This window comes from [Bacteroides] pectinophilus (assembly GCA_025146925.1).
GTDB classification, from domain to species: domain Bacteria; phylum Bacillota; class Clostridia; order Lachnospirales; family Lachnospiraceae; genus Bacteroides_F; species Bacteroides_F pectinophilus.
The window spans coordinates 517,521-541,697 of sequence record CP102260.1; the positions used below are offsets into that span (position 1 = coordinate 517,521).

The following is a 24,177-nucleotide window of genomic DNA, read 5'->3' on the forward strand; positions in this document are numbered from 1 at the left end:
ATGCTTCAGATTAATAATTTTTCAGTGGGGATAAAAGAAAAGATAATAGTGGATTCTCTTACGCTTGAGATAGGTGACGGAGAAGTAGTGGGACTTGTTGGGGAGTCAGGTTCCGGCAAGTCAATGACGGCACTTGGAATTATGGGGCTTCTTCCGCATACGGCAGAGGTGATGTCAGGGGAGATACTGCTTGATTCCCGGAATCTGCTTGCAAAGAGTGCACAGGAGATGAGGAATCTGCGCGGCAGGGATATATCGATGATCTTTCAGGAGCCTATGACATCACTGAATCCGACGATGAAGGTTGGAAAGCAGCTTATGGAAGTATTTGCGGTTCATTCAGAAAAATATCTTAAGGATGAAGCCCAAAATAAAGTCCTTGAAGTACTTAAAAGCGTAGGACTTAATGATTCCCGGAGAGTATTCGACAGCTACCCGCATGAGCTTTCCGGAGGAATGAGGCAGCGGGCGATGATTGCAATGGCAATGCTTCTTAGACCGAAGCTGCTTATTGCGGATGAGCCTACAACAGCGTTGGACGTTACTGTACAGAAGCAGATCCTTGATATGCTTATCGAACTGAAAGAAAGAGAAGGCGGACAGAAGATGTCCATTCTTTTCATAACACATGACCTTGAACTGGCAAGACATTTCTGCGACAGGATAGCAGTAATGAAGGATGGAGCTATTGTTGAGCAGGGCGAGGCTGCCCGTGTGATGGATGAGCCTTCACATGAATATACAAAGAGGCTTATAGAGGCGGTACCGGGAAGACGCACAGGAAGAAGGCACCATGCGGATGATAGCATTGCGGGAAGCGGCAGAGATGCAAAGAGAGATAAAGTGCTGAGTGTGTCAGGTCTGAGTGCATATTACAAGAACAAGAGAAAAGGTGTTTTTGACAGACAGACGCTTATGAAAGCGGTTGATGACGTAAGCTTTGATGTGTATAAGGGTGAAGTGCTTGGCCTTGTGGGAGAGAGCGGATGCGGTAAAACATCCCTGTCCAAGGCGCTCCTTGGCGTGAATCCCGATGTTTGCGGCAATATTGAGCGCAAAAGTACAAACGCCAGAATGATATTTCAGGATCCGTATTCATCACTCAATCCATCATATACCATAGGATGGCTTCTTGAGGAACCGCTCAGGGCTGCCGGTGTCAGATCGGCACAGGAGCGTCAGAGACGTGTTAATGATATGCTTAAGATGATAGATTTAGAAGGGTATAATGACAGATATCCCGGGGAACTGTCAGGAGGACAGCGGCAGAGAGTGAGCATAGGACAGGCGCTTATAACGGAACCGGAACTTGTCATAGCTGATGAACCGGTGTCGGCACTTGATGTTACAATTCAGGCACAGATAATGGAGCTTATGCTTAAGCTGCAGGAAAAAATGGGGCTTTCATATATATTTATATCGCATGATATGAACGTAATAAGCCAGATGTGTGACCGGGTTATGGTTATGAAGTCGGGAAGCATAATAGAGAGCGGAAGCACAGAAGAGATTTTTGAACATCCAAGAGAAGAGTATACAAAGAAGCTTCTTGATGCTGCATGGAGATAATTCTGTATTTTTTGCAATACACATATAAAGTTATGATAAAAAATGTCGATAAGTATTTTACAAATGATTAACGCTGTTTAAGCTGTGATATTCAGAAAGGAGGAAGTGTTATGAGAATTGAGCGGGCCGGATATAATGTCTATGGAAGATTGGATAATGCTGATGGAAGTGTTTCTGTTAAGGCGGATGAAGCTGCAGGCAGGCTCAGTCAGGATACCGGTGCCGGACTTGCAGACACTGGCCTTAATGCTTCTGATGACAGCAGGCGGGCTGCCGGTAATGAGAATGTACATAATCTTGTATTTGACTTTAAGAGGGATAATGATTACAATCTTATTGGGGCGAGCAGCAAGCTGGAAGACCTTGATGTAGAAAAAGCATTATCAGACATGAAGCGTGACAGTGTTCTTTCACAGTATCAGTTCTTTGTAAAGTCACCTAAAGGACTTGGAACAGATGAAGATGGTACGGTAAGAAAAGTAGTGCGTAATTTTAATGACAACTAATTAAAAAGCCTTTTTTGAAAAAAATCAAAAAAAATTCAAAAAAGGCTTGCAATTTTAAAAAGCATGTCGTATAATACGTTTTGTTGCTATGTATTGGGCTTTCGCCAAATGGTAAGGCACTGGATTCTGATTCCAGCATTCTGGGGGTTCGAGTCCCTCAAGCCCAGCTCATAATCCCCCGCATAATTTAGTGGGGGATATTTTTTTAGCAGGATTTGTTTATTATGAATGCTGCACTAATATGGAGACGTATCGAAGTGGTCATAACGAGCCGCACTCGAAATGCGGTTACCCATCCGGGTACGTGGGTTCGAATCCCACCGTCTCCGCTAATTGTGAATATAATATAAGGAGGCACACGGTATTGTACTCAGTGAATGACATCATAAGATACAGTGAGATAGCCCCTGACGAAAAGCTGTCTGTATTCGGACTTGTTAATCATTTTCAGGACTGCTCCAATTGCCAGTCACAATCGCTTGGAGTTGGAGTTGATGAGCTTATTAAGGCCGGACGCGGATGGCTTTTGTCATATTGGCAGATAGACATAAAAAGGCTGCCAAAGTTTGGGGAGAGTGTAACAACGGGAACATGGGCATATTCATTTGAAAGATTCCTTGGACATCGTAATTTTATTATGAAAGATGCTTCGGGTGAGGTGCTTGCATGCGCGGATTCACTCTGGGTATATGTTGATACTGCATCAGGTAAGCCTGCAAGGGCAGAAGGCAGACTTGTTGATGCATATCCGATAGAACCTAAGTATGAGGATATGGATTATGAAACGCGTAAGATAAATACGGCGTCACATTATGATGAGTGCGGCGGCTTCTATGTTACGAAGTACCAGCTCGATACGAACTATCATGTTAATAATGCATGGTATATCCAGATTGCACAGGAATATCTGCCTGATGATTTTGTACCGGCGATGATTCGTGTGGATTATAAGATGCCGGCTGTATACGGCGATAAGATATATCCTTATATTGGCTGGACAGATGAAGGCAGGATACAGATTGATTTGCGTGATGGACTTAACAAGACATATGCATTGGTTGAATTTGCGGAGGCGTAGATGATTCAGATTGGTAAGAAGCAGTGCTTGAATATTGTAAGCAGAACAGATTTTGGTGTATATCTGGGAACTAAGGAAGAGAAAGTTCTTCTCCCTGTTAAGCAGGTGCCTGCGGATGTTGAGATTGGTGATGCACTGACGGTGTTCGTATACCGTGATTCCCAGGACAGGCTTATAGCAACAACAAATACACCTAAGATAGAGCTGGACCGGATTGCAAAACTTAAGGTTGCACAGACTTCACAGATAGGCGCATTCCTTGACTGGGGTCTTGAAAAGGATTTGTTTCTCCCGTTTAAGGAGCAGACATATAAGGTTAAGCCGGGTGATGAATGCCTTGTGGTGCTTTATGTTGATAAGAGCAGCAGACTGTGTGCGTCGATGAGAAGAGTATACAATTACCTTGTGCCGGCGGACTGCTATGAGAAAGACAGTCAGGTAAGCGGTACGGTGATAGAGATTAATCCTGACTATGGCGCATATGTTGCCATAGATGACAAGTATTACGGAATGATTCCGAATAACGAGCTTTTCAGTAAGGTTAATATCGGTGACAGAATAGAAGGCCGTGTCGTTAAGGTCAGAGATGACGGCAAGCTCATGATCGGTCTGCGCAAGAAGGCTTATCTCCAGATGGATGATGACTCACAGTTTGTGCTTGATGAGATTAAGAAACGCGGTGGAAGACTCCCGTTTAACGATAAGGCATCACCGGAGCTTATCAGGTCACAGTTCAATATGAGCAAGAATGAGTTCAAGAGAGCGGTTGGCAGGCTGTTTAAGGAGCGGAAGATTGTAATCAATCCGGATTCTATTGAACTTACTGATAATAATTAATATAATTACAGATGTAACTGCCATAATGCTGTGGCAATTATTTAAAATATTTTATGAAAGGAATTAATAATATGCAGAAAGTAATAAGCACAGAGAATGCACCGGCAGCAATCGGACCATACTCACAGGCAATCGAGATTAACGGAATGGTGTATACTTCAGGGATTATCGGAGTTGATCCTGCAACAGGAACTCCTATGGAAGGAATCGAGGCACAGGCAGAACGCGCCATGACAAGCCTTGTTAATGTTGTAGAGGCGGCCGGTTCTAAGGTGGAGAATATTGTTAAGACAACAGTATTTATTAAGAATATGGAAGATTTTGCTAAGGTTAATGAGATTTATAAGAAGCATTTTAAGGAGCCATATCCTGCACGCTCATGCGTTGAGGTTGCAAGACTGCCTAAGGATCTCCTTATTGAGATTGAGGCTGTAGCATTCAAGTGATTGCCGTATATATACTGGGATAAAGGGATGGACTATGTGTAAAAAAGCAAACTGGTTTTATCTGATACTGCTTGTATTTACATTTGCAGGCTCAATAGGTCTTTCATATGTTCTGGAGGATGCTCCTATACCGGAATGGTTCGGAATGATACAGACATATCTGGTTATGCTTGTTCCTGCAGTAATATTCATGGCAGTGTGCAGAATTAATCCGATTAAGAAACTGCCGTGGAGAATACTCAGACCGGCAGATGCACTTCTGTCGCTGCTTTTTGGATATATGCTCGTTCCGATGATGCTTTTTCTGAGCTATGTCTCGATGCTTTTTGTCGATAACCATATGCAGGAGACATCAATATCGATGAGGCAGGATTATGCATTTGTTGTACAGCTGCTTTTTATGGCTGTAATTCCGGCACTGGCAGAGGAATTCCTGTTTCGTGGGATATTCTTTCATTCATACCGAAAGAATGGTGTGTTTGGTGCAGCTCTTATGAGCGCATTTATATTTGGAATGTTCCACATGAATTTTAACCAGTTTTTCTATGCATTTGCGCTTGGAGTCATATTTGCACTGCTTGTTGAGGCGACAGGTTCTCTGTTTGCTTCGATGCTTGCGCATTTTGCGGCTAATTCATACTCGGTTATAATGCTGAGACTTATTCCACAGGATGTGTTAGAACAGGCGGCTTCTTCAGGTAGCAGTATAGAGATGTCGGAAATGCAGATGATTGCAGGCAATATAGCGGCGGTTGTCGTACTCGGAATTATGGCGGCAGGGTTTGGTGCTGTTGCTGTCTGTATATATCGCAGGCTTGCACGGCGCAATAACAGATATGAATACATAAAGCAAAAGCTTTCGGGCGGACCTCTCAAAGCATGCCGCGCAGTGAACGGTGAGAAATTTATTACAGTTCCGGCAGTTATTGCATCTGCGATTGGAATATATATCATGATTCTTGTGCAATAGATTTATATATCATAATATACATTAAACAATAAAACAGCCATATGGCGATTATAGTCAGAATGATGATTATAATATGCCATATGGCTGTTTTGTGATTGTGCACCGGTTAAACAATCGGCAAAAACAGTCGGTGCCGTTGATTGCTGTCTGTGTTATACAAGATAGTCAATGTTCTGTCCGATGCCGGGATTCACTGATAATTCCATCATCTTTGTCAGTGCATCGCCCTCTGTATTCATGACATCGAGATTCTTGGCAAGTACTGCAATACCGATATCATTGCTTGTCTGAATTGAATTCAGTGCAATTGAAAGTGCAGGAATATCCATAACTATACATCTCCATTCTCTAAAATGATATATCAATATGTCTGCGGATACAGATGTGTCTCCTGATTGAATTATATCATTATGGTATACAAGGTTTCAATATGGAAATCATATATATATGGTTAAAAGAGAATTATCTTTATTATAATAAGAATAATATCAGATATATAAGGATGCTTGCAAAACAAATATGAACAAATTGCCAAAAAAATCATAATCCGGCTGGAACGCGGAGGAACGTATCTTTATGGGGAAGGAATTTATTCAGGGAACAAAAAATCTGTAATTTCATGTGTTGTGGCAAGAAAACAGGTGCCGGCCATGAAAAAAGTAGTGTGGGAAACTGATGAAGATGCATTTGTTATGGTAAGTGATGTGAGAGAAGCAGTTGGCGGGAGTTTTGTGAAAAATTCACAGTGAAGGTACATGTATAGGCAAATTGACTAAATTTGAGCGTCATTTTTGGTAAATTACCATATGGCAATTATTTTGATGATAATGTATTATAGATGCAGTTGTTAAGACGCAAGAATTTAGGAGGAATTTGGAAAATGGCAAGTTTATCACTTAAGAATGTCTGCAAAGTATATCCTAACGGATTTGTTGCAGTTAAAGATTTTAACCTTGAAATCGCTGATCAGGAGTTCATCATCTTCGTTGGTCCTTCAGGATGCGGTAAGTCAACAACACTTCGTATGATTGCCGGTCTCGAGGAAATCAGCTCAGGTGAGCTTTGGATTGATGACAAGCTCGTTAATGATGTAGAGCCTATGAACAGAGATATCGCTATGGTATTCCAGAACTACGCTCTGTATCCACATATGACAGTATATGATAACATGGGATTTGCACTTAAGCTCCGTAAGGTAGCTAAGGCTGATATTGATAAGGCTGTACATGAAGCAGCTAAGATTCTTGACCTTGAGCATCTTCTTGATCGTAAGCCAAAGGCTCTTTCAGGTGGTCAGCGTCAGCGTGTTGCCATGGGTCGTGCTATCGTTCGTAAGCCAAAGGTATTCCTTATGGATGAGCCACTTTCAAACCTTGATGCAAAGCTGAGAGTTCAGATGCGTGTCGAGATTTCTAAGCTTCACCAGAAGTTAAAGTGTACAATTATCTACGTTACACATGACCAGACAGAGGCTATGACACTTGGTACAAGAATTGTAGTTCTTAAGGATGGTATCATACAGCAGGTAGATACACCACAGGCTCTTTACAATACACCACAGAACCTCTTCGTTGCTGGATTCATCGGATCACCTCAGATGAACCTTCTTGATGCTAAGGTTGTTGAGAATGCAGGCGCAGTTACACTTGAGCTTGGCGCTAACTTCTCAATCAAGCTTCCTGAAGCAAAGGGTAAGAAGCTTATCGAGCAGGGATATGTTGGCAAGACAGTTGTTGCAGGTATCCGTCCAGAGGATATTCATGATGAGGAGCTTTTCCTTACATCATCACCTGACAGCATTATTGAAGCTACAATTAAGGTATATGAGCTTCTTGGCGCAGAAGTTAACCTTCACTTTGACCTTGATGATGTAACATGTACAGCTAAGGTTAATCCTCGTACAACAGCACGTCCTGGTGATACAGTTAAGTTCGCAATTGACCTTTCAAAGCTTCATATATTTGATAAGGAGACAGAGCAGGTTATCTGCCACTAATCACATACATCAGATGTGATTGGTTCCTGTCACTAACTACATAAATGTGAAAATTTGAGGAAATGTTTAGAAATAAGCATTTCCTCTTTTTTTTTTGCACCGATTGAGTTATAATACCTCATATATGGTTTGGTATAATATGTCGAATTATTGTTATAATATACAGACTTTAGAAAGGATAACGGGAGTAAGATGGTTTCAAATCAGATTTTACAGAATACGATAGATGGTCTGAAGTCTATTACAAGAATAGATCTCTGCCTTATTGATACGGATGGCAAGGTTGTAGCAACAACATTTCCGGATACGGAGGAGTGTGAGAAAGCAGTTCTTTCATTTATAACTTCGCCTGCTGAGAGCCAGGTTATTCAGGGATACCAGTTCTTTAAGGTTAATGATGACCAGCATACGGAACTTGTTCTGCTTGCACGCGGCACGACAGATGATGTATATATGATAGGCAAGATGGCAGCATTTCAGGTTCAGAGCCTTATAGTAGCATATAAGGAGAGGTTTGATAAGGATAATTTTATTAAGAATCTTCTGCTTGATAATCTTCTTCGTGTTGATATATATACAAGAGCTAAGAAGCTTCATATTGATACGGAAGTTAAGCGTGTTGTATATATAATTGAGACAAAGAATGAGAAGGATACCAACGCTCTTGAGATTGTAAGGACACTTTTTGCACCTAAGACTCATGATTTTATAACAGCTGTTGATGAAAAGAATATTATTCTTGTTAAGGAAGTTAAGAGTACGGATACACTTGATGACCTTGATAAGACGGCATATATGATAATAGATATGTTAAGTACAGAGGCAATGAGTGCTGCAAAGATTGCATACGGAACTGTTATTAATGATATCAGGGAAGTGTCAAGATCGTACAAGGAAGCACAGATGGCACTTGATGTGGGTAAGATATTCTACAGTGACAAGAGTGTTGTGGCATACAGCAGACTCGGAATAGGCCGGCTTATATATCAGCTGCCGATTCCACTGTGCCAGATGTTCATCAGGGAGATTTTCGGCGGCAAATCGCCGGATGATTTTGACGAAGAGACATTATCAACAATTAACAAGTTCTTCGAGAACAGCCTCAATGTATCGGAGACATCAAGACAGCTTTATATTCACCGTAATACGCTTGTGTATCGTCTGGATAAGCTTCAGAAGAGCACAGGTCTTGATTTGCGCAAGTTTGACGATGCGATTACATTCAAGATAGCGCTTATGGTAGTAAAATACATGAAGTATGTGGAGAACAGGGATTCATTCTAGAAAGGAACACATAGAACATGATTATACTTGAAAATGTAACAAAGGAATATACGTCGGGTACACCGGCACTTAATGGAATAGATTTAAGGATTGAGAAGGGCGAGTTTGTATTTGTAGTCGGTAACAGCGGTTCCGGTAAGTCTACACTTATCAAGCTGCTTCTTAAGGAACTGGATGCAACATCCGGTAAGATATATGTTAACAAAAAGTATCTTAATAAGATTACAAGAAAGAGACTTCCCTCACTTCGACGTGACATAGGCGTTGTGTTCCAGGATTTCCGTCTCCTGCCTGACCGTAATGTGTATGATAATATTGCATTTGCAATGAAGGTGGTAGAGGCTCCTTCAAGAATTATAAGAGGACGTGTTCTTGCCATGCTTTCAATGGTAGGTCTGCTTGATAAGTATAAGTCGTTCCCTAACGAGCTTTCAGGTGGTGAGCAGCAGAGAGTAGCCATTGCGAGAGCACTTGTTAATGAACCGTCAATTCTTCTGTGTGATGAGCCTACAGGTAACCTTGACCCGGAGAATTCATGGGAGATTATGAAGATTCTCGATGAGATTAACAAGCGTGGCACGACAGTACTTGTTGTTACTCATAACATGGAGATTGTACAGGCTATGAAGAAGCGTACTATTACCATGAATAACGGCAAGATTATCAGTGATGTAGAAAAGGGTGGTTATTTCTATGAAGATTAGATCTTTAGGTTACAATATAAAACAGGGCTTCAAGAATATCTATCGTAATAAGATGTTCTCACTGGCCTCAATAGCAACAATGACTGCGTGTCTGTTCCTTTTTGGAGTTTTTTATTCGATTGTTACCAATTTCCAGTACATGATAAAGAAGGCGGAGAATTCAGTATGTGTTACCGTATTCTTCGATGAAGGCCTGTCAGACCAGCAGAAGTCAGATATAGGCAAGAATATAGAAAGCAGGGTTGAGGTCGCAAGTATTCACTATACATCTGCCGAAGAAGCATGGAGTACATTCAGCAAAGATTATTTTGGACAATATCAGGATCTGGCGGAAGGCTTCAAGGATGACAATCCTCTGGCATCTTCAGATTCTTACTCGGTATATCTTAATGATGCATCAATGCAGCCTACGCTTGTAACATATCTTGAGAATATGGATGGTATAAGACAGGTTAACCGTTCGGATGTTATGGCAAGCAGTCTTTCTAATGTGGCAATACTTGTAGGATATGCATCTGTGGCAATCATCGTAATACTTCTTGCAGTATCTATTTTCCTTATTATGAATACTGTAGTTATCGGTGTTACTGTACGTAAGGATGAGATATCAATTATGAAGCTGATTGGAGCAACTGATATGTTTGTTAACGCACCATTCGTTGTTGAAGGTGTAGTTATCGGTATGATTGGTTCAATTATTCCGCTTATTATAATAAGATACATGTATGCGAATATTATTAATTATGTGCTGGCCAAGTTCTCAATACTTAATAATATTCTTGCATTTCTTCCAGCATCAAGTATATTCAGGGTACTTACACCTGTAACACTGGGGGTGGGAATCGGAATAGGTTTCCTTGGAAGTATACTTGCACTCCGTAAGCATACTAACGTATAATCATTGAAATCATAGAAGGAGAGGGGCTTTTACAATAGATTCGCAGTTGTAGGAGCCCCTTTGTGTATATAATGGAGGGAACAATGAAAAAAAGACTGCATAAAGGGAGAATGCAATCTGTTGTGAAGAAGGTTACAGCTGTGATATTGGTGTCAGTCCTTTCACTGACGTCTTACAGACCGGCACTTGCGGACACCAAGCAGGACCTGTCTAATGCCAATGATGCCAAGGCTGCTATAGAGAAGAAGCTGCAGGATGTTCAGAATCAGTTAAGCCAGCTTAATAAGGATAAAAAAAATATTGAGAGCTACATTAAGGAACTTGACAGTAATCTTGCTTCAATAGACGGAGATATTAATTCTCTGGGAATACAGATAGAAGATAAGAAAAATGAGATAACCCAGGCACAGGAGATGCTTGAGACTGTACAGCAGCAGTCACAGGAACAGTATGAATCTATGAAGCTCCGCATAAAATATATGTATGAGAATGGAACCGATTCATCATACATTAACATGCTGATAACTGCACAGGATATGTCAGATCTTCTTAATAAGGCAGAATATATTAATAAGATTACAGAGTATGACAGGCAGATGCTTGATCAATATGCAGCTACGGAACAGCAGATTGCGGAGACTAAAGAGCTTCTTGAAGCAGATCTTACGTCACTTGAACAGATGCAGGTAGAAGTAGAAGGACAGAAGCAGGCACTTGCACTCATACAGAGCACCAAGGTGAATGAACTTCAGAAACTTGACAACAAATCCGCAGATGCCAAAGCATATCAGGCACAGCTTGAAAAAGACAAGAAGGAACAGGAAGCTGCCATTCTTGCGATGGAGGCTGAGATAAAGCGTCAGGAGGAAGAAGCGAGACGTAAGGCAGAGGAAGCCAAAAAGAATGGAACAACACCTGCAGTGACGGTTCCTACATACGATGGCGGTAAGTTCAAGTGGCCGACACCTTCGACAAGAATTACCTCTCCTTACGGAGATATGGAGGACAGGTCATCACCGCATCATGGCGTGGATATAGGAGCCAAGACAAGAGGTGTGTCGGGAGATCCGATATATGCAGCATATGATGGCACGGTAACTCTTGCAACATACAGCAGTTCAGCGGGCAACTGGATATGGATTAATCATGGCAACGGACTTATGACGGTCTATATGCACTGTTCAAAGCTGCTTGTATCTGAGGGAACCAAAGTTAAGAAAGGTGATACAATAGCACTCATGGGAACTACAGGTAATTCAACCGGCGTTCATCTGCATTTTGGTGTAAGACTTAACGGCAAATATGTCAACCCTATGTCATACTTTGGATAAAGCCATATAGGTAATTTTATATTTTGAAGTGAGGCAGTAATGGATAATTTTGATAATGATAACAATGTAAATGAAAAAAACGTAATACAGAAGGAACGCCACAGAAGCGGTGTTATACAGGGATTACTTATCGGTTCATTTACAATGCTTGCAATATGTGCCGTTGTCATTGCGGCAGCGGTTAAGAAAGGATATATAAGACCTGATACTGACGGAAGTATTTATATCCAGAGTGAGACATATGACGGGAACACAGGTATTGGAACAGAGGCTGAGCAGAAGCTCAATCTTATAGACCAGACGCTTAAGGATTTTTATTTTGATGATATAGATGACAGTAAAGTCCTTGATAATATTTACAAGGCATATGTTAATGCGTATGGAGATAAGTATACAGTCTACTATACTGCAGACGAATATGCTAAGATACAGGAGAGCAGTAATGGTGCGTATTACGGAATAGGTGTCGTTGTGCGTAAGAATGATGATGGTACAATACTTGTTGTGGAGCCATATGATGGAGCACCCGGCAAAGAGGCGGGAATGCGCAAGAATGATGTTATAGTTACTGTTAATGGTGAATCGGTAGCAGATCAGGATCTGAATTCAGTTGTAGCCAAGATTAAAGGTGACGAGGGAACAACTGTTAATATCGGAATCAGGCGGGATGGTTCCGATGATATTGCGGAACTTACGGTAACAAGACGCAAGGTAGAGATAAAGACTGTTGCGTATGAGATGCTGGATGACTCAGTGGGACTGATTACGATAAGTGAATTTGATAAGGTTACGGCACAACAGTTTAAGGAAGCATATGCGCAGCTTGAGACACTTGGCATGAAAGGGCTTGTAATTGATATCCGTTCTAATCCGGGTGGACTGCTGAATGTTGTTGTTGATATGCTTGATGAGATCCTTCCGGATGGGCTTATAGTATATACTGAGGACAAATACGGCAATCGTCAGGAATATAACGGAAGCAATCCTGATGTGATAGATGTTCCTCTTGCAGTGCTTGTTAATGGTGAGAGCGCAAGCGCATCTGAGATATTTGCCGGAGCAGTGCAGGATTACGGAGCAGGGACAATTATCGGTACTCAGACATTTGGCAAGGGAATTGTACAGACTATAAGAAGAATGTCTGACGGAAGTGCAATAAAATACACGATGGCTAAGTATTTTACACCGAAAGGACAGGATATCCATGGACATGGTGTTACACCTGATATTGTGGAAGAATTGTCAGATGAATTCAATAATCTTACAGAATATGATGCCTCTAAGGATAACCAGCTGCAGAAGGCAATTGAAGTTATAAAAGGTGATATAACACGTTAGTACGGAAGCAATGATGCTTAATGACAGATTCATGTCAATAAGATAGATAAATATGAGAGAGGAATTGCGTATGAAGAAAAAAACATATGGAAAAACAAGAACTAAAAGCTGCAGCTTTATAAAGAAAGTAACAGGCATGGTTGCAGCGGCTTCGCTGGCAGTGGGAATGATAGTATTACCTGATAACATATCAGGAACAATCAGAAAAGTTGACGCTGCCCAGCCTGTTGTAAAAGCTGCTAATGTGGTGGTTGTTGTGAAGTTCGCGGGAGACACATCGGATTATTCTGTCAGCGGATATAATAAGGCGTATACAAGTGCGATAGAAGGTGCTCCAAGAACATATTGGGAGTATTTTCAGAGAACATTCAACGGACAGAATGACAAGTTCTGGAAAGGTTCTTTTAAAGAATATTTTTATGATATATCGGGAGGCAGGCATCAGGTTGACTCTGTATTTCCACAGACTAATGATGACGGCACTGTGACATACATAGAGATGGATAATACTGTTGATAATTATAAAGGTGCAACGGGTGAGGCGCTTATGATTGATGAGATAGCCCGGAAGCTGGATGAAGCATATCCGTCTTATGATGGTGCACAGCTGGATCTTAATAATGATGGCATAATAGATAATTTTATGATTATACCATCTGTAACATCACAGAATCAGTTTACACCACATTCCTCAACAGGCGGTAATACGTCAAGTTTTGCAGGCAGGAAGATAGGTGCATACAATGTGATAGAGAATAGGACAAGTGCGGCACTTCCAACCGGAATGTTTGATATTCACACGGCAGCACATGAGTATATACATACATTTGGAATACCTGATTATTACCGGTCATCTTACCAGTATGCGGGCAGTGGTGAGAATCCTGTAGGCATATGGGACCCGATGGGTGTGCCGGGTAAGAGACCTTGGCCGCTTGCTGTTACAAGAGAGGCAATCGGATGGACTACTGTTAATGAGAAGCCGGCAGCTGATAATTCGTATGTATTATATGATGCTGCAGCTGCATACAATGATGCGGATAAAGTTCAGGCACTGAAGTTCTATACGCCTATGTCAGCCTCAGAGTACTTTGTTGTTGAATATCGCAAAGCTGGTTCACCAAGTGATAATAAGTCACTTGACCGAGGTGCACCGGGAGATGGACTTATAGTTTACAGAGTCAATCCTTCACTTAAGGATGAGGGAAATCTTCAGGGAAAAGATTATATATATGTATTCAGGCCGGGAGATACAAGTATAACTGCCTCTGACGGTATTGTTGAGAATGCACAGGTGGGACTTGCGTCATACAATGCAACACGTCAGGAGATAGGCAGTCTTGATATGAATAAGAAGATAACGGATGATGCTATCTGTTATTCGGATGGGCGTAATTCAGGAATAAAGATAAATGTTACTGCACAGACAGACGATTCAGTAAGTTTTAATATACAGTTTGCGGACTATAGCGCTCTCAAGCTGTGGAGTCCTGTGACAGACCGTGACGGCACGAGTCCGTTCTCATCAATTACTGCATCAGCTGCAAAGGCTGTGGCAGATGGCAATGATATTTATATACTTGCGGAAGATATACGTTCGGCAAATATATTAAAATATGATGGATCTGACTGGAAAAATCTTGGTGAGTGTGCATCGGGTTCATCAGGTATAAAAACCTCAATAGCTGCGTATGATGGAACTTCATATGTACTCATTGCGGATTATTCATCAGGACAGGGGCGGACAATACTTAAAAAGTATAATAATGGCGTATGGCAGCAGGTAGATGTAATTGAAGGATATACAGCTAATGCACCGGCATTGGGAGTTGCGGGCGGTTCATTATATGCACTGATTGATAATAATGGAAAGTCAGCAAAGCTGTATAAACTCATTGACGGCAGACTTACAGAAACCGGAGAAGCAATTGATGTAAACAGCATTAATTCTCCGGAGATATTTGATTATAATGGCGTACCTGCTGTTGCATATGGCAATTTCAGCTTTTCTAACGGCTCTTCTAATGCAGCAGTATTGGAAAATGGAAAATGGCATAATATTATGTCGGATACTTCAGCATATTCGGTATCTAACGCGGTAGCTGTGTCAGATGGTGTGACATATATATTGAACACATACAATAGCGGAGATAAGATTGCAAAGTTAAGGGTAATCGATGCAAATGGCAGTACAGATACATATAAGCTTAACGGTATATCACAGGGCGCATCTTCCGGAAGCATATCGGTTGATTCCGGGTATGTGTATATATCGGTTGTTGAGGATGGCAATGCCATTACATATACTGCCTCGGCGGATGACTTAAGCAAGTTTACGAAGCTTGGTGGAACTACTTATTCACCGGCTGGAGGGGTTTCAACTGTAATAAGTAATCGCGTTGTATATAGCGCAGTTGTGCCGGAAGTAAGAGGCACCATGGATGTAAGATCATATAAAGCACTGGATAAGCAGGATACAACGAAGCCACAGCCTACAACAACGGCGCAGGCGGCAACGAAGCCACAGCCGACAACAACCGCGCAGGCGACAACGAAGCCACAGCCTACAACAACGGCGCAGGCGGCAACGAAGCCACAGCCGACAACAACAGCGCAGGCAGCAACGAAGCCACAGCCGACAACAACGGCGCAGGCGGCAACGAAGCCACAGCCGACAACAACGGCGCAGGCAGCAACGAAGCCACAGCCTACAACAACGGCGCAGGCGGTAACGAAGCCACAGCCGACAACGACAGCGCAGGCGACAACGAAGCCACAGCCGACAACGACAGCACAGACAGCTTCAGACACAACAGGAAACAGTGACGACAATAATGGTGCAGATGATTCAGCAAAGGCAGGCAATGCAGCTGCTTCAACTGCAGCATCGGGAAGTCTTAATGTATCGGGCATTAATGCAACAGTATCAGTAAAGAATGGAACAGTAATTAAGAATGCGGCAGGTATCGCAGTTAATTCCGGTAATGTATATTTGCGCGCAATACCAAAGACTGCGGGACAGAGTGAGGCAGACAGAATAAGACAGGCTGTAGCAAATCAGAATATGGATTTGGGAAATATGCAGTTTGTATATTACGAAGTAGAGCTTGTAGATGCCGCAGGTAATCCGCTTACATTCGATGGAAATATTACTGTGACATTTGCATATCCTGAGGGAACTGATGCACAGACATATACATTCAAGGTGCTGCATCTGCTTAAATCAGGAGTGCTCGATGTAATGGATCCGTATGTGATATCAGATGGACTTAGTGTGGAAGTTTCAGAGCTCAGTCCGTTTGCAATAGCTTATAAGGAAGCTGCTTCTGACGTGGTACAGACAGGAGAAAATGTATCTTCGACACAGACAGGTGACAGGGCTCCGGTAGTAATTCTTATGGCACTGATTGCCGTAAGTGCTGCAGTATTATTAGGAATTACATACAGCAGTAAGAACAGGAAATCCGAAAGATAACTTTTATTTAACCGGGTAATAAAATAATAAGATGAAAATGGTGTGCCATAAATGAAAATTCATTGAGGCACGCCATTTTTTTAAAATTCCGGAATAACGCAATAGAACAACTATTCGATTTTACTGTACATTTTAAGTGTAGAATGATATAATGAATTATCGGGAAATATGTTTGGACACAAACTTGGGATGCCCTGAAAGCCGGGCAGGAATGGGGATTGTTATGGAATTCAGACTTCACAGTGAATATCAGCCTACCGGTGACCAGCCGCAGGCAATAGACAGGCTTGTTGCAGGATTTATGGAAGGCAACCAGTTTCAGACGCTTGTTGGTGTAACAGGCTCAGGCAAGACATTTACAATGGCGAATATAATACAGAAGCTTCAGAAGCCGACGCTTATTATCTCTCATAATAAGACGCTTGCCGCACAGCTGTACGGGGAGATGAAGGAGTTCTTTCCGGAGAATGCAGTTGAGTACTTTGTCTCCTATTATGATTATTATCAGCCGGAGGCGTATGTCCCTTCAAGTGATACCTATATAGCCAAGGATTCATCTATCAATGATGAGATTGATAAGCTGAGACATTCGGCAACAGCAGCTTTGTCAGAGCGCAAAGATGTTATTATAGTTTCATCTGTGTCGTGTATATACGGACTTGGTGCGCCTATCGATTATCGTAATATGGTTGTATCCTTAAGACCCAGGATGGAAGCTGACAGAGATGATGTTATACGCAAGCTTGTGGACATGCAGTATGTGCGCAATGAGATGGATTTTAAGCGTGGTACGTTCAGGGTGCATGGAGATGTCGTTGAGATATATCCGTCAGCTTCGAGCGGTGATGCGGTACGTGTGGAATTCTTCGGCGATGAGGTAGACAGAATTACGGAAGTGGATACGCTTACCGGAGAGATTAAGTCAGTTCTTGAACATGTCGCAATATTTCCCAACTCACATTATATTGTTGAGAAGGAGAAGATGGAGGCTGCCATAGCAGGAATTAAGGCGGAATTAGAGGAGCGTATTAAGTATTTTAAGAGCGAAGATAAACTGATCGAGGCGCAGCGTATAGAGGAACGCACGAATTTTGACATAGAGATGCTCCAGGAGACAGGGTTCTGCTCAGGAATAGAGAATTACTCGAGACATCTTACGGGACTTGCACCGGGAATGCCGCCATATACACTGATTGATTATTTTCCTAAGGATTTTCTTATAATAATAGATGAGTCACATATTACGGTGCCGCAGATAAGAGGAATGTATGCAGGTGACCAGTCACGTAAGACAACGCTGGTTGATTATGGATTCAGGCTTCCGTCAGCAAAGGATAACAGACCACTTAATTTTCAGGAGTTTGAGAGTAAGATAGACCAGATGCTTTTTGTGTCGGCAACACCGGCACAGTACGAGGCAGACCATGAACTGCTCAGAGCGGAACAGATTATAAGACCTACGGGACTTCTGGATCCGGAGATATCGGTAAGACCTGTGGAAGGGCAGATTGATGATCTTATAACAGAGATTAATAAAGAGACAAAGAATAAGCATAAGGTTCTGGTTACCACACTTACCAAGAATATGGCAGAGGATCTTACCAAGTATCTGAAGGAGGTCGGAATACGTGTAAGATATCTTCATTCAGATATAGATGCGCTTGAGAGAACCAAGATTATACGTGATATGAGACTTGATGTATTTGATGTGCTTGTCGGAATCAATCTTCTGCGAGAGGGACTTGATATACCTGAGATTACACTTGTTGCGATACTTGATGCCGACAAGGAAGGTTTCTTAAGAACAGAGACATCTCTTATACAGACTATCGGACGTGCCGCGCGTAATTCTGAAGGACATGTAATAATGTACGCCGATACGATTACGGATTCGATGAGACAGGCTATAGACGAGACAGAGAGAAGACGTGCAATACAGCAGAAGTATAATGAGGAACATAACATAACGCCTAAGACTATACAGAAGGCGGTAAGAGACCTTATCAGCATAAGCAGGGCGGCTGAGCCTAAGGATACCATGAATCTTGAGAAGGATTATGAATCGATGAGCCGCAGGGAGCTTGAGAAGGTAGCAAGACAGATAGAGAAGAATATGCACAGGGCTGCAGCAGAGCTTAATTTTGAGGAGGCAGCACAGCTCAGAGACCAGATGATTGAGGTAAGGAAACATATTAATGGACAGGTATAAGATTACTGCGAAGAAGTTCTTCGGGCATCTTCGCACAATAACAAGACACAGGCATAAGGTAATGATGCATTGTTTTAAGGCGGGAATATTCCGGCAGGGATTAAGGCATGACCTGTCCAAGTATTCACCTGTGGAATTCATGACGGGTGCCAGATATTATCAGGGAACAAGGAGCCCTAATGAAGCGGAGAGAGAGACAATAGGATATTCTGTTGCATGGATACACCACAAAGGCCGTAACCCGCATCATTTTGAGTATTGGACGGATTATAACCTGACAACACGTCAGGTTGAGCCGGTTCCGATGCCCAAGAAGTATGTTGTGGAGATGTTCTGTGACAGAGTGGCGGCATCCAAGATATATAATGGTGCGTCATATACGGACGCGGATTCGATAGAGTATTACTACCGGGAGAAGTCCCGCAGACTTCATCCTGATACGGCGAAGGATATTGAGCTTCTGCTTAATATGCTTAAGGACAAGGGAGAAAAAGAAACATTCAGGTATATTAGAAAGGTGTATAACAAAAAGTAATGGCTGTAAAAGGTAATTTGAACAGGACGTATATTAAGATACGAGGCGCTAATGAGCATAATCTTAAGAATATCGATGTGGATATACCGCGCAATGAACTTGTGGTGCTTACGGGACTGAGCGGCTCGGGTAAGAGTTCACTTGCATTTGACACGATATATGCAGAGGGACAGAGAAGATACATGGAATCATTATCTTCGTATGCAAGACAGTTTCTCGGGCAGATGGAGAAGCCGGATGTAGAGAGCATTGAAGGACTGTCACCGGCAATATCAATAGACCAGAAGTCAACTAACCGCAATCCAAGGTCTACGGTTGGAACAGTCACAGAGATATATGATTATTTCAGGCTTCTGTATGCACGAGCCGGAATACCACACTGCCCTAAGTGCGGACGAGAGATACGTAAGCAGACTGTTGACCAGATGGCAGACCAGATAATGGCACTTCCGGAGCGTACTAAGATTCAGGTACTTGCACCCGTTGTAAGAGGACGTAAGGGTGAACACGTGAAGCTTTTTGAGCAGGCCAAGAAGAGCGGATATGTGCGTGTTAATGTGGATGGAAGCATGTATGAGCTTACTGATGAGATTAAGCTCGATAAGAATAAGAAGCATAATATTGATATTATTGTGGACCGACTGTCTGTAAGAGACGGAATACAGAAGAGACTTACGGATTCGATAGAGACGGCACTTAAGCTGGCAGAAGGACTTATGACTATTGATGTCATAGGAGGAGAAGAGATGCATTTCAGCCAGAGCTTTTCATGCCCTGACTGCGGAATAAGCATAGATGAAGTAGAGCCGAGAAGCTTTTCGTTCAATAATCCGTTCGGTGCGTGTCCCGTATGCTTCGGGCTTGGATATAAGATGGAATTTGACGTAGACCTTATGATTCCGGATAAGAGACTTTCAATAAGTGAAGGTGCGATAGTAGTGCTTGGCTGGCAGTCTGTAACGGATAAGACAAGCTATACGAGAGCGATAATTGATGCGCTTGCCAGGGAGTATGGTTTCTCGGTTGATACACCATTCAAGGATTACCCGGATGACATAAAGGATATTATTATCCATGGAACAAAAGGTCATACAGTACAGGTACATTACAGGGGACAGAGGGGTGTCGGTGTCTATGATGTGGCATTTGAAGGACTTATTAAGAATGTTGAGAGACGTTACAGGGAGACTGCATCTGAGACGACCAAGCAGGAGTATGAGCAGTTCATGCGGATAACACCATGTTCAGAGTGCCACGGACAGAGGCTTAAGAAGGAGTCACTTGCGGTTACTGTAGGTGATAAGAATATATTTGAGATAACAGATATGTCTATCGCGAAGCTTAAGGATTTTCTTGATAATATGAAGTTATCAAGCTTCCAGCTTGCAATCGGAGAACAGGTACTCAGAGAGATTAAGGCAAGAATACAGTTTCTCATTGATGTAGGACTTGATTATCTGAGCTTAAGCCGTGCAACGGGAACACTTTCCGGAGGAGAAGCTCAGAGAATAAGGCTTGCCACACAGATAGGTTCGGGACTTGTAGGTGTTGCGTATATTCTTGATGAGCCAAGTATAGGCCTTCATCAGAGGGATAATGACAAGCTGCTTGCAACGCTTACCCATTTGAGAGACCTCGGTAATTCAGTCATAGTTGTTGAGCATGATGAGGATACGATGAGGGCAGCGGATTGTATAGTCGATATAGGACCGGGAGCCGGAGAACACGGCGGACAGGTGGTAGCAGTCGGAACAGCGGAAGAGATAATGAAGAATCCTGATTCCATAACCGGAGCATACCTCAGCGGAAGACTTAGGATTCCGGTGCCGAAGACAAGACGCAAGCCGGTTGATTTTATAACGATTAAGGGAGCAAGAGAACATAACCTCAGGAATATAGATGTAGATATACCGCTTGGCGTATTTACCTGTGTTACCGGTGTGTCGGGTTCGGGTAAGAGTTCGCTTGTCAATGAGATTCTTAACAAGAGACTGTCAAGAGATCTCAACCGTGCAAGAACGATTCCAGGAGAGCATGATGACATTATAGGAATCGGGAAACTGGACAAGGTAATTACGATTGACCAGTCACCTATCGGGCGTACACCGAGATCTAATCCGGCGACGTATACAGGTGTATTTGATATGATAAGAGACCTGTTTGCGGCAACAACGGATGCCAAGGAACGTGGTTACAGCAAGGGCAGATTCAGCTTTAATGTGAAGGGTGGACGATGCGAGGCATGTAACGGAGACGGAATACTTAAGATAGAGATGCATTTCCTGCCTGATGTATATGTTCCGTGTGAAGTATGCGGCGGTAAGAGATATAACAGGGAAACGCTTGAGGTACGTTACAGAGGTAAGAATATCTACGATATACTTAATATGACAGTTGAGGAGGCGGTTACATTTTTTGAGAATGTGCCTTCAATCAGACGTAAGATTGAGACCCTTAATGATGTCGGACTCTCATATATCAGGCTGGGGCAGCCGTCAACGGAGCTGTCGGGCGGTGAGGCTCAGAGGATAAAGCTTGCAACGGAACTTTCAAGGCGCAGCACCGGAAGAACGATGTATATACTTGATGAGCCTACAACGGGACTTCACTTTGCCGATGTGCATAAGCTTGTTGAGATTCTTCATAAGCTTGCAGACGGCGGTAATACAGTAGTCGTGATTGAACATAATCTTGATGTCATTAAGACCGCAGATTATATAATAGATATGGGCCCCGAAGGTGGAGATGGCGGCGGAACCGTCATTGCCAAAGGAACGCCGGAGCAGGTTGCTAAGGTTAAGAGCTCATATACAGGACAGTATGTTAAGAAGTATCTTAAATAAAGATAGTTAAAATTTAGACAAAAATGCCCGGGTGCACAAATTTTGTGCATCCGGCTTTTTTTGTCTGTTGGATTTTGTCGGAAAAACTTATAAAATGATGCCAATTGATAGGGAAAGGAGTGATGCAGATATGAATTCCCTTAAAAGAACAAAGCTGGCATACAGCATACTGTCAATTGTGCTTATTGTAATAGGAATTTACCTGATAATACGACCGCAGACGGCTATGTTAACAGTGTGCAGGGTGCTTGGAGTTGTGCTTATGTTCTATGGAATAATAAGACTTCTGGGTTACTTTTCACATGATATGTATCAGCTTGCATTTCAGTTCGACCTGGCGATGGGAATATTTTCGCTTGTAGCGGGATGTATATTTTTGTTCAGGACGGAATGGATAGCAGAGCTTATACCTGCATTTATCGGAGTTATTGTATTGATTGATGCGGTATTTAAGATACAGACATCGCTTGATGCCAAAAGGTTCGGCATAAGTAAGTGGTGGCTGATACTTATACTTGCAGTTATTGCAGGCGCGCTCGGAGCAATGCTTCTTGTAATTCCGCTTAAGGTTGTGGAATTCGTTATGGTGCTCATAGGGATTAATCTTGTAATTGACGGAGTGCTTAACTTTTGGGTCGTACATGATACGGTAAGAATGATTGATTCATTATAAAACACAAATAAAAATACAGGTGTATGTCATATAATGAGACATACACGGAATGGAGACTAATATGGGAACGATGACACATGCAGCAGCAAGACTGGCATTCAGTAAGGCAATTGATGTAGTGCTTAAGGATGTTGACAAGAACAGAGAAGAGGCAATAGTTAAGATTGTTGACCTTATGCAGAAGTATATGGGAGATGAGAAGCTTGACCTTGATTATGATAATATCAGGAAAATGATCCGTGACAAGGATGGAGCATTCAATAAGTACATCAACAAAGTGCTTGATGAGATTGATCCGCATGTACTCAAGACAGCAGCGCTTAATCTTGGATATGAGGCATTCTTCCACGGAACAAAGACAATCAGAAAGATGCGCGAGGTACACCAGTGCAACGTGCCATGGCTGATTCTTATGGATCCTACCAGTGCATGTAACCTTCACTGCACAGGCTGCTGGGCAGCAGAGTATGGTAACAAGCTGAATCTTACATTTGATGAGATGGATAATCTTATCAAGCAGGGCAAAGAGCTTGGTATCTATCTGTATATGTTCACAGGCGGCGAGCCGCTTGTAAGGAAGGCAGATATAATTAAGCTTTGCGAGAAGCACAATGACTGTGCATTCCTTGCATACACAAACGGTACACTTGTTGATGAGGCATTTTGTAATGAAATGCTCCGCGTAGGCAACCTTTACCTTGCAATCAGCCTTGAGGGCTTTGAAGCTGTTAATGACCTCAGAAGAGGTGACGGAGTATACGGCAAGGTTATGCATGCCATGGATCTCCTTAAGGAAAATGGACTTATCTTCGGTACTTCAATCTGCTACACATCAAAGAATATTGAGACTGTAACAAGTGATGAATTCGTTGACCTCATGGTTGATAAGGGATGCCGTTACGCATTTTACTTCCATTACATGCCTGTCGGCAATGATGCAGCCGTTGACCTGCTTCCGACAGTTGAGCAGAGAACATACATGAGAACAAGAGTCCGTGAGATAAGAAAGCTTACAACGGGCAAGGGTCTCTTCACAATGGACTTCCAGAATGATGGTGAGTTTGTAGGCGGATGTATTGCAGGTGGCAGAAATTATTTCCATATTAATGCAAATGGTGATGCAGAGCCTTGTGTATTCATCCATTACTCAGGAGCTAACATAAGAACACATTCACTCCTTGAGATACTTCACCAGCCATTGTTTATGGCATACAGAGATAACCAGCCATTTAATGAGAATCACCTTCGCCCGTGTCCAATGCTTGAGAATCCTGAGATTCTTCAGAGAATGGTTAAGGAGACGGGAGCAAAGTCAACAGACCTTCAGTCACCTGAGAGCGTAGAGCATCTCTGCGGCAAGTGTGAGCAGTATGCAAAGAACTGGCAGCCACGCGCTGACGAGCTCTGGGCGCAGACACCAAAGGTAGAGCACAGCTACGAGAACTACAAGAAGAGGGACTGATTATAAATATGAGGAATTAAACA

20 protein-coding genes and 2 tRNA genes are annotated in these 24,177 nt (G+C 42.5%); 21 read left to right on the forward strand and 1 reads right to left on the reverse strand.

The window, feature by feature from the left end; translation table 11 throughout:
* The 8 genes from NQ488_02405 (at position 1) to NQ488_02440 (ending at position 5,406) form a co-directional block, all read left to right on the forward strand.
* Positions 1 to 1,569, forward strand: a complete 1,569-nt coding sequence (locus NQ488_02405; GenBank protein UWN96185.1) for an ABC transporter ATP-binding protein — start codon at positions 1 to 3, stop codon at positions 1,567 to 1,569.
* Between the two features lie 110 nt (positions 1,570 to 1,679).
* On the forward strand, positions 1,680 to 2,075 hold the full coding sequence (locus NQ488_02410) for a hypothetical protein (GenBank protein UWN96186.1): 396 nt from the start codon (positions 1,680 to 1,682) through the stop codon (positions 2,073 to 2,075).
* A gap of 94 nt (positions 2,076 to 2,169) precedes the next feature.
* Positions 2,170 to 2,242: transfer RNA gene (locus NQ488_02415), tRNA-Gln, on the forward strand.
* A 76-nt stretch (positions 2,243 to 2,318) separates the two neighbouring features.
* A tRNA-Ser gene (locus NQ488_02420) sits at positions 2,319 to 2,404 on the forward strand.
* Positions 2,405 to 2,448: 44 nt separating this feature from the next.
* A complete protein-coding gene (locus NQ488_02425) occupies positions 2,449 to 3,153 on the forward strand; it encodes a thioesterase (GenBank protein ID UWN97085.1) in 705 nt (234 codons plus the stop codon).
* Positions 3,154 to 3,990 carry a S1-like domain-containing RNA-binding protein gene (locus NQ488_02430; protein ID UWN96187.1) on the forward strand — a complete coding sequence of 279 codons (837 nt, stop codon included), beginning with the start codon at positions 3,154 to 3,156 and terminating at the stop codon, positions 3,988 to 3,990.
* 71 nt (positions 3,991 to 4,061) lie between these two features.
* Positions 4,062 to 4,436, forward strand: a complete 375-nt coding sequence (locus NQ488_02435) for a RidA family protein (GenBank protein UWN96188.1) — start codon at positions 4,062 to 4,064, stop codon at positions 4,434 to 4,436.
* A gap of 34 nt (positions 4,437 to 4,470) precedes the next feature.
* Positions 4,471 to 5,406, forward strand: a complete 936-nt coding sequence (locus tag NQ488_02440) for a CPBP family intramembrane metalloprotease (GenBank protein ID UWN96189.1) — start codon at positions 4,471 to 4,473, stop codon at positions 5,404 to 5,406.
* Positions 5,407 to 5,558: 152 nt separating this feature from the next.
* Here NQ488_02440 and NQ488_02445 read toward each other — a convergent pair whose 3' ends face one another.
* Entirely contained in the window at positions 5,559 to 5,735 is a 177-nt protein-coding gene (locus NQ488_02445) for a YjfB family protein (protein UWN96190.1), read from the reverse strand.
* 177 nt (positions 5,736 to 5,912) lie between these two features.
* Here NQ488_02445 and NQ488_02450 point away from each other — a divergent pair, with 177 nt between their 5' ends.
* The 13 genes from NQ488_02450 (at position 5,913) to NQ488_02510 (ending at position 24,154) form a co-directional block, all read left to right on the forward strand.
* A complete protein-coding gene (locus tag NQ488_02450; protein ID UWN96191.1) occupies positions 5,913 to 6,155 on the forward strand; it encodes a YitT family protein in 243 nt (80 codons plus the stop codon).
* A 131-nt stretch (positions 6,156 to 6,286) separates the two neighbouring features.
* Positions 6,287 to 7,402, forward strand: coding sequence for a sn-glycerol-3-phosphate ABC transporter ATP-binding protein UgpC (ugpC, locus tag NQ488_02455; protein UWN96192.1), 1,116 nt, complete (start codon positions 6,287 to 6,289; stop codon positions 7,400 to 7,402).
* Positions 7,403 to 7,594: 192 nt separating this feature from the next.
* A complete protein-coding gene (locus NQ488_02460; GenBank protein ID UWN96193.1) occupies positions 7,595 to 8,686 on the forward strand; it encodes a helix-turn-helix domain-containing protein in 1,092 nt (363 codons plus the stop codon).
* A 17-nt stretch (positions 8,687 to 8,703) separates the two neighbouring features.
* Positions 8,704 to 9,390: a cell division ATP-binding protein FtsE gene (ftsE, locus tag NQ488_02465; GenBank protein ID UWN96194.1), complete on the forward strand. Its 687-nt coding sequence runs from the start codon at positions 8,704 to 8,706 to the stop codon at positions 9,388 to 9,390.
* A complete protein-coding gene (gene ftsX / locus NQ488_02470; protein UWN96195.1) occupies positions 9,380 to 10,288 on the forward strand; it encodes a permease-like cell division protein FtsX in 909 nt (302 codons plus the stop codon). The genes ftsE and ftsX overlap by 11 nt, the downstream gene beginning before the upstream one ends.
* Positions 10,289 to 10,371: 83 nt before the next feature.
* On the forward strand, positions 10,372 to 11,619 hold the full coding sequence (locus tag NQ488_02475; GenBank protein UWN96196.1) for a peptidoglycan DD-metalloendopeptidase family protein: 1,248 nt from the start codon (positions 10,372 to 10,374) through the stop codon (positions 11,617 to 11,619).
* 39 nt (positions 11,620 to 11,658) lie between these two features.
* A complete protein-coding gene (locus NQ488_02480) occupies positions 11,659 to 12,957 on the forward strand; it encodes a S41 family peptidase (GenBank protein UWN96197.1) in 1,299 nt (432 codons plus the stop codon).
* Positions 12,958 to 13,027: 70 nt separating this feature from the next.
* Positions 13,028 to 16,432, forward strand: coding sequence for a hypothetical protein (locus NQ488_02485; protein UWN96198.1), 3,405 nt, complete (start codon positions 13,028 to 13,030; stop codon positions 16,430 to 16,432).
* Between the two features lie 217 nt (positions 16,433 to 16,649).
* Positions 16,650 to 18,641: an excinuclease ABC subunit UvrB gene (uvrB, locus tag NQ488_02490; GenBank protein ID UWN97086.1), complete on the forward strand. Its 1,992-nt coding sequence runs from the start codon at positions 16,650 to 16,652 to the stop codon at positions 18,639 to 18,641.
* Positions 18,628 to 19,176 carry a DUF5662 family protein gene (locus NQ488_02495; protein ID UWN96199.1) on the forward strand — a complete coding sequence of 183 codons (549 nt, stop codon included), beginning with the start codon at positions 18,628 to 18,630 and terminating at the stop codon, positions 19,174 to 19,176. The genes uvrB and NQ488_02495 overlap by 14 nt, the downstream gene beginning before the upstream one ends.
* Positions 19,176 to 22,019, forward strand: a complete 2,844-nt coding sequence (uvrA, locus tag NQ488_02500) for an excinuclease ABC subunit UvrA (protein UWN96200.1) — start codon at positions 19,176 to 19,178, stop codon at positions 22,017 to 22,019. Before NQ488_02495 ends, uvrA begins: the two co-directional genes overlap by 1 nt.
* A gap of 130 nt (positions 22,020 to 22,149) precedes the next feature.
* Positions 22,150 to 22,692 carry a DUF308 domain-containing protein gene (locus NQ488_02505; GenBank protein ID UWN96201.1) on the forward strand — a complete coding sequence of 181 codons (543 nt, stop codon included), beginning with the start codon at positions 22,150 to 22,152 and terminating at the stop codon, positions 22,690 to 22,692.
* A 61-nt stretch (positions 22,693 to 22,753) separates the two neighbouring features.
* Entirely contained in the window at positions 22,754 to 24,154 is a 1,401-nt protein-coding gene (locus NQ488_02510) for a radical SAM protein (GenBank protein UWN96202.1), read from the forward strand.
* The last annotated feature ends 23 nt before the right edge of the window (positions 24,155 to 24,177 follow it).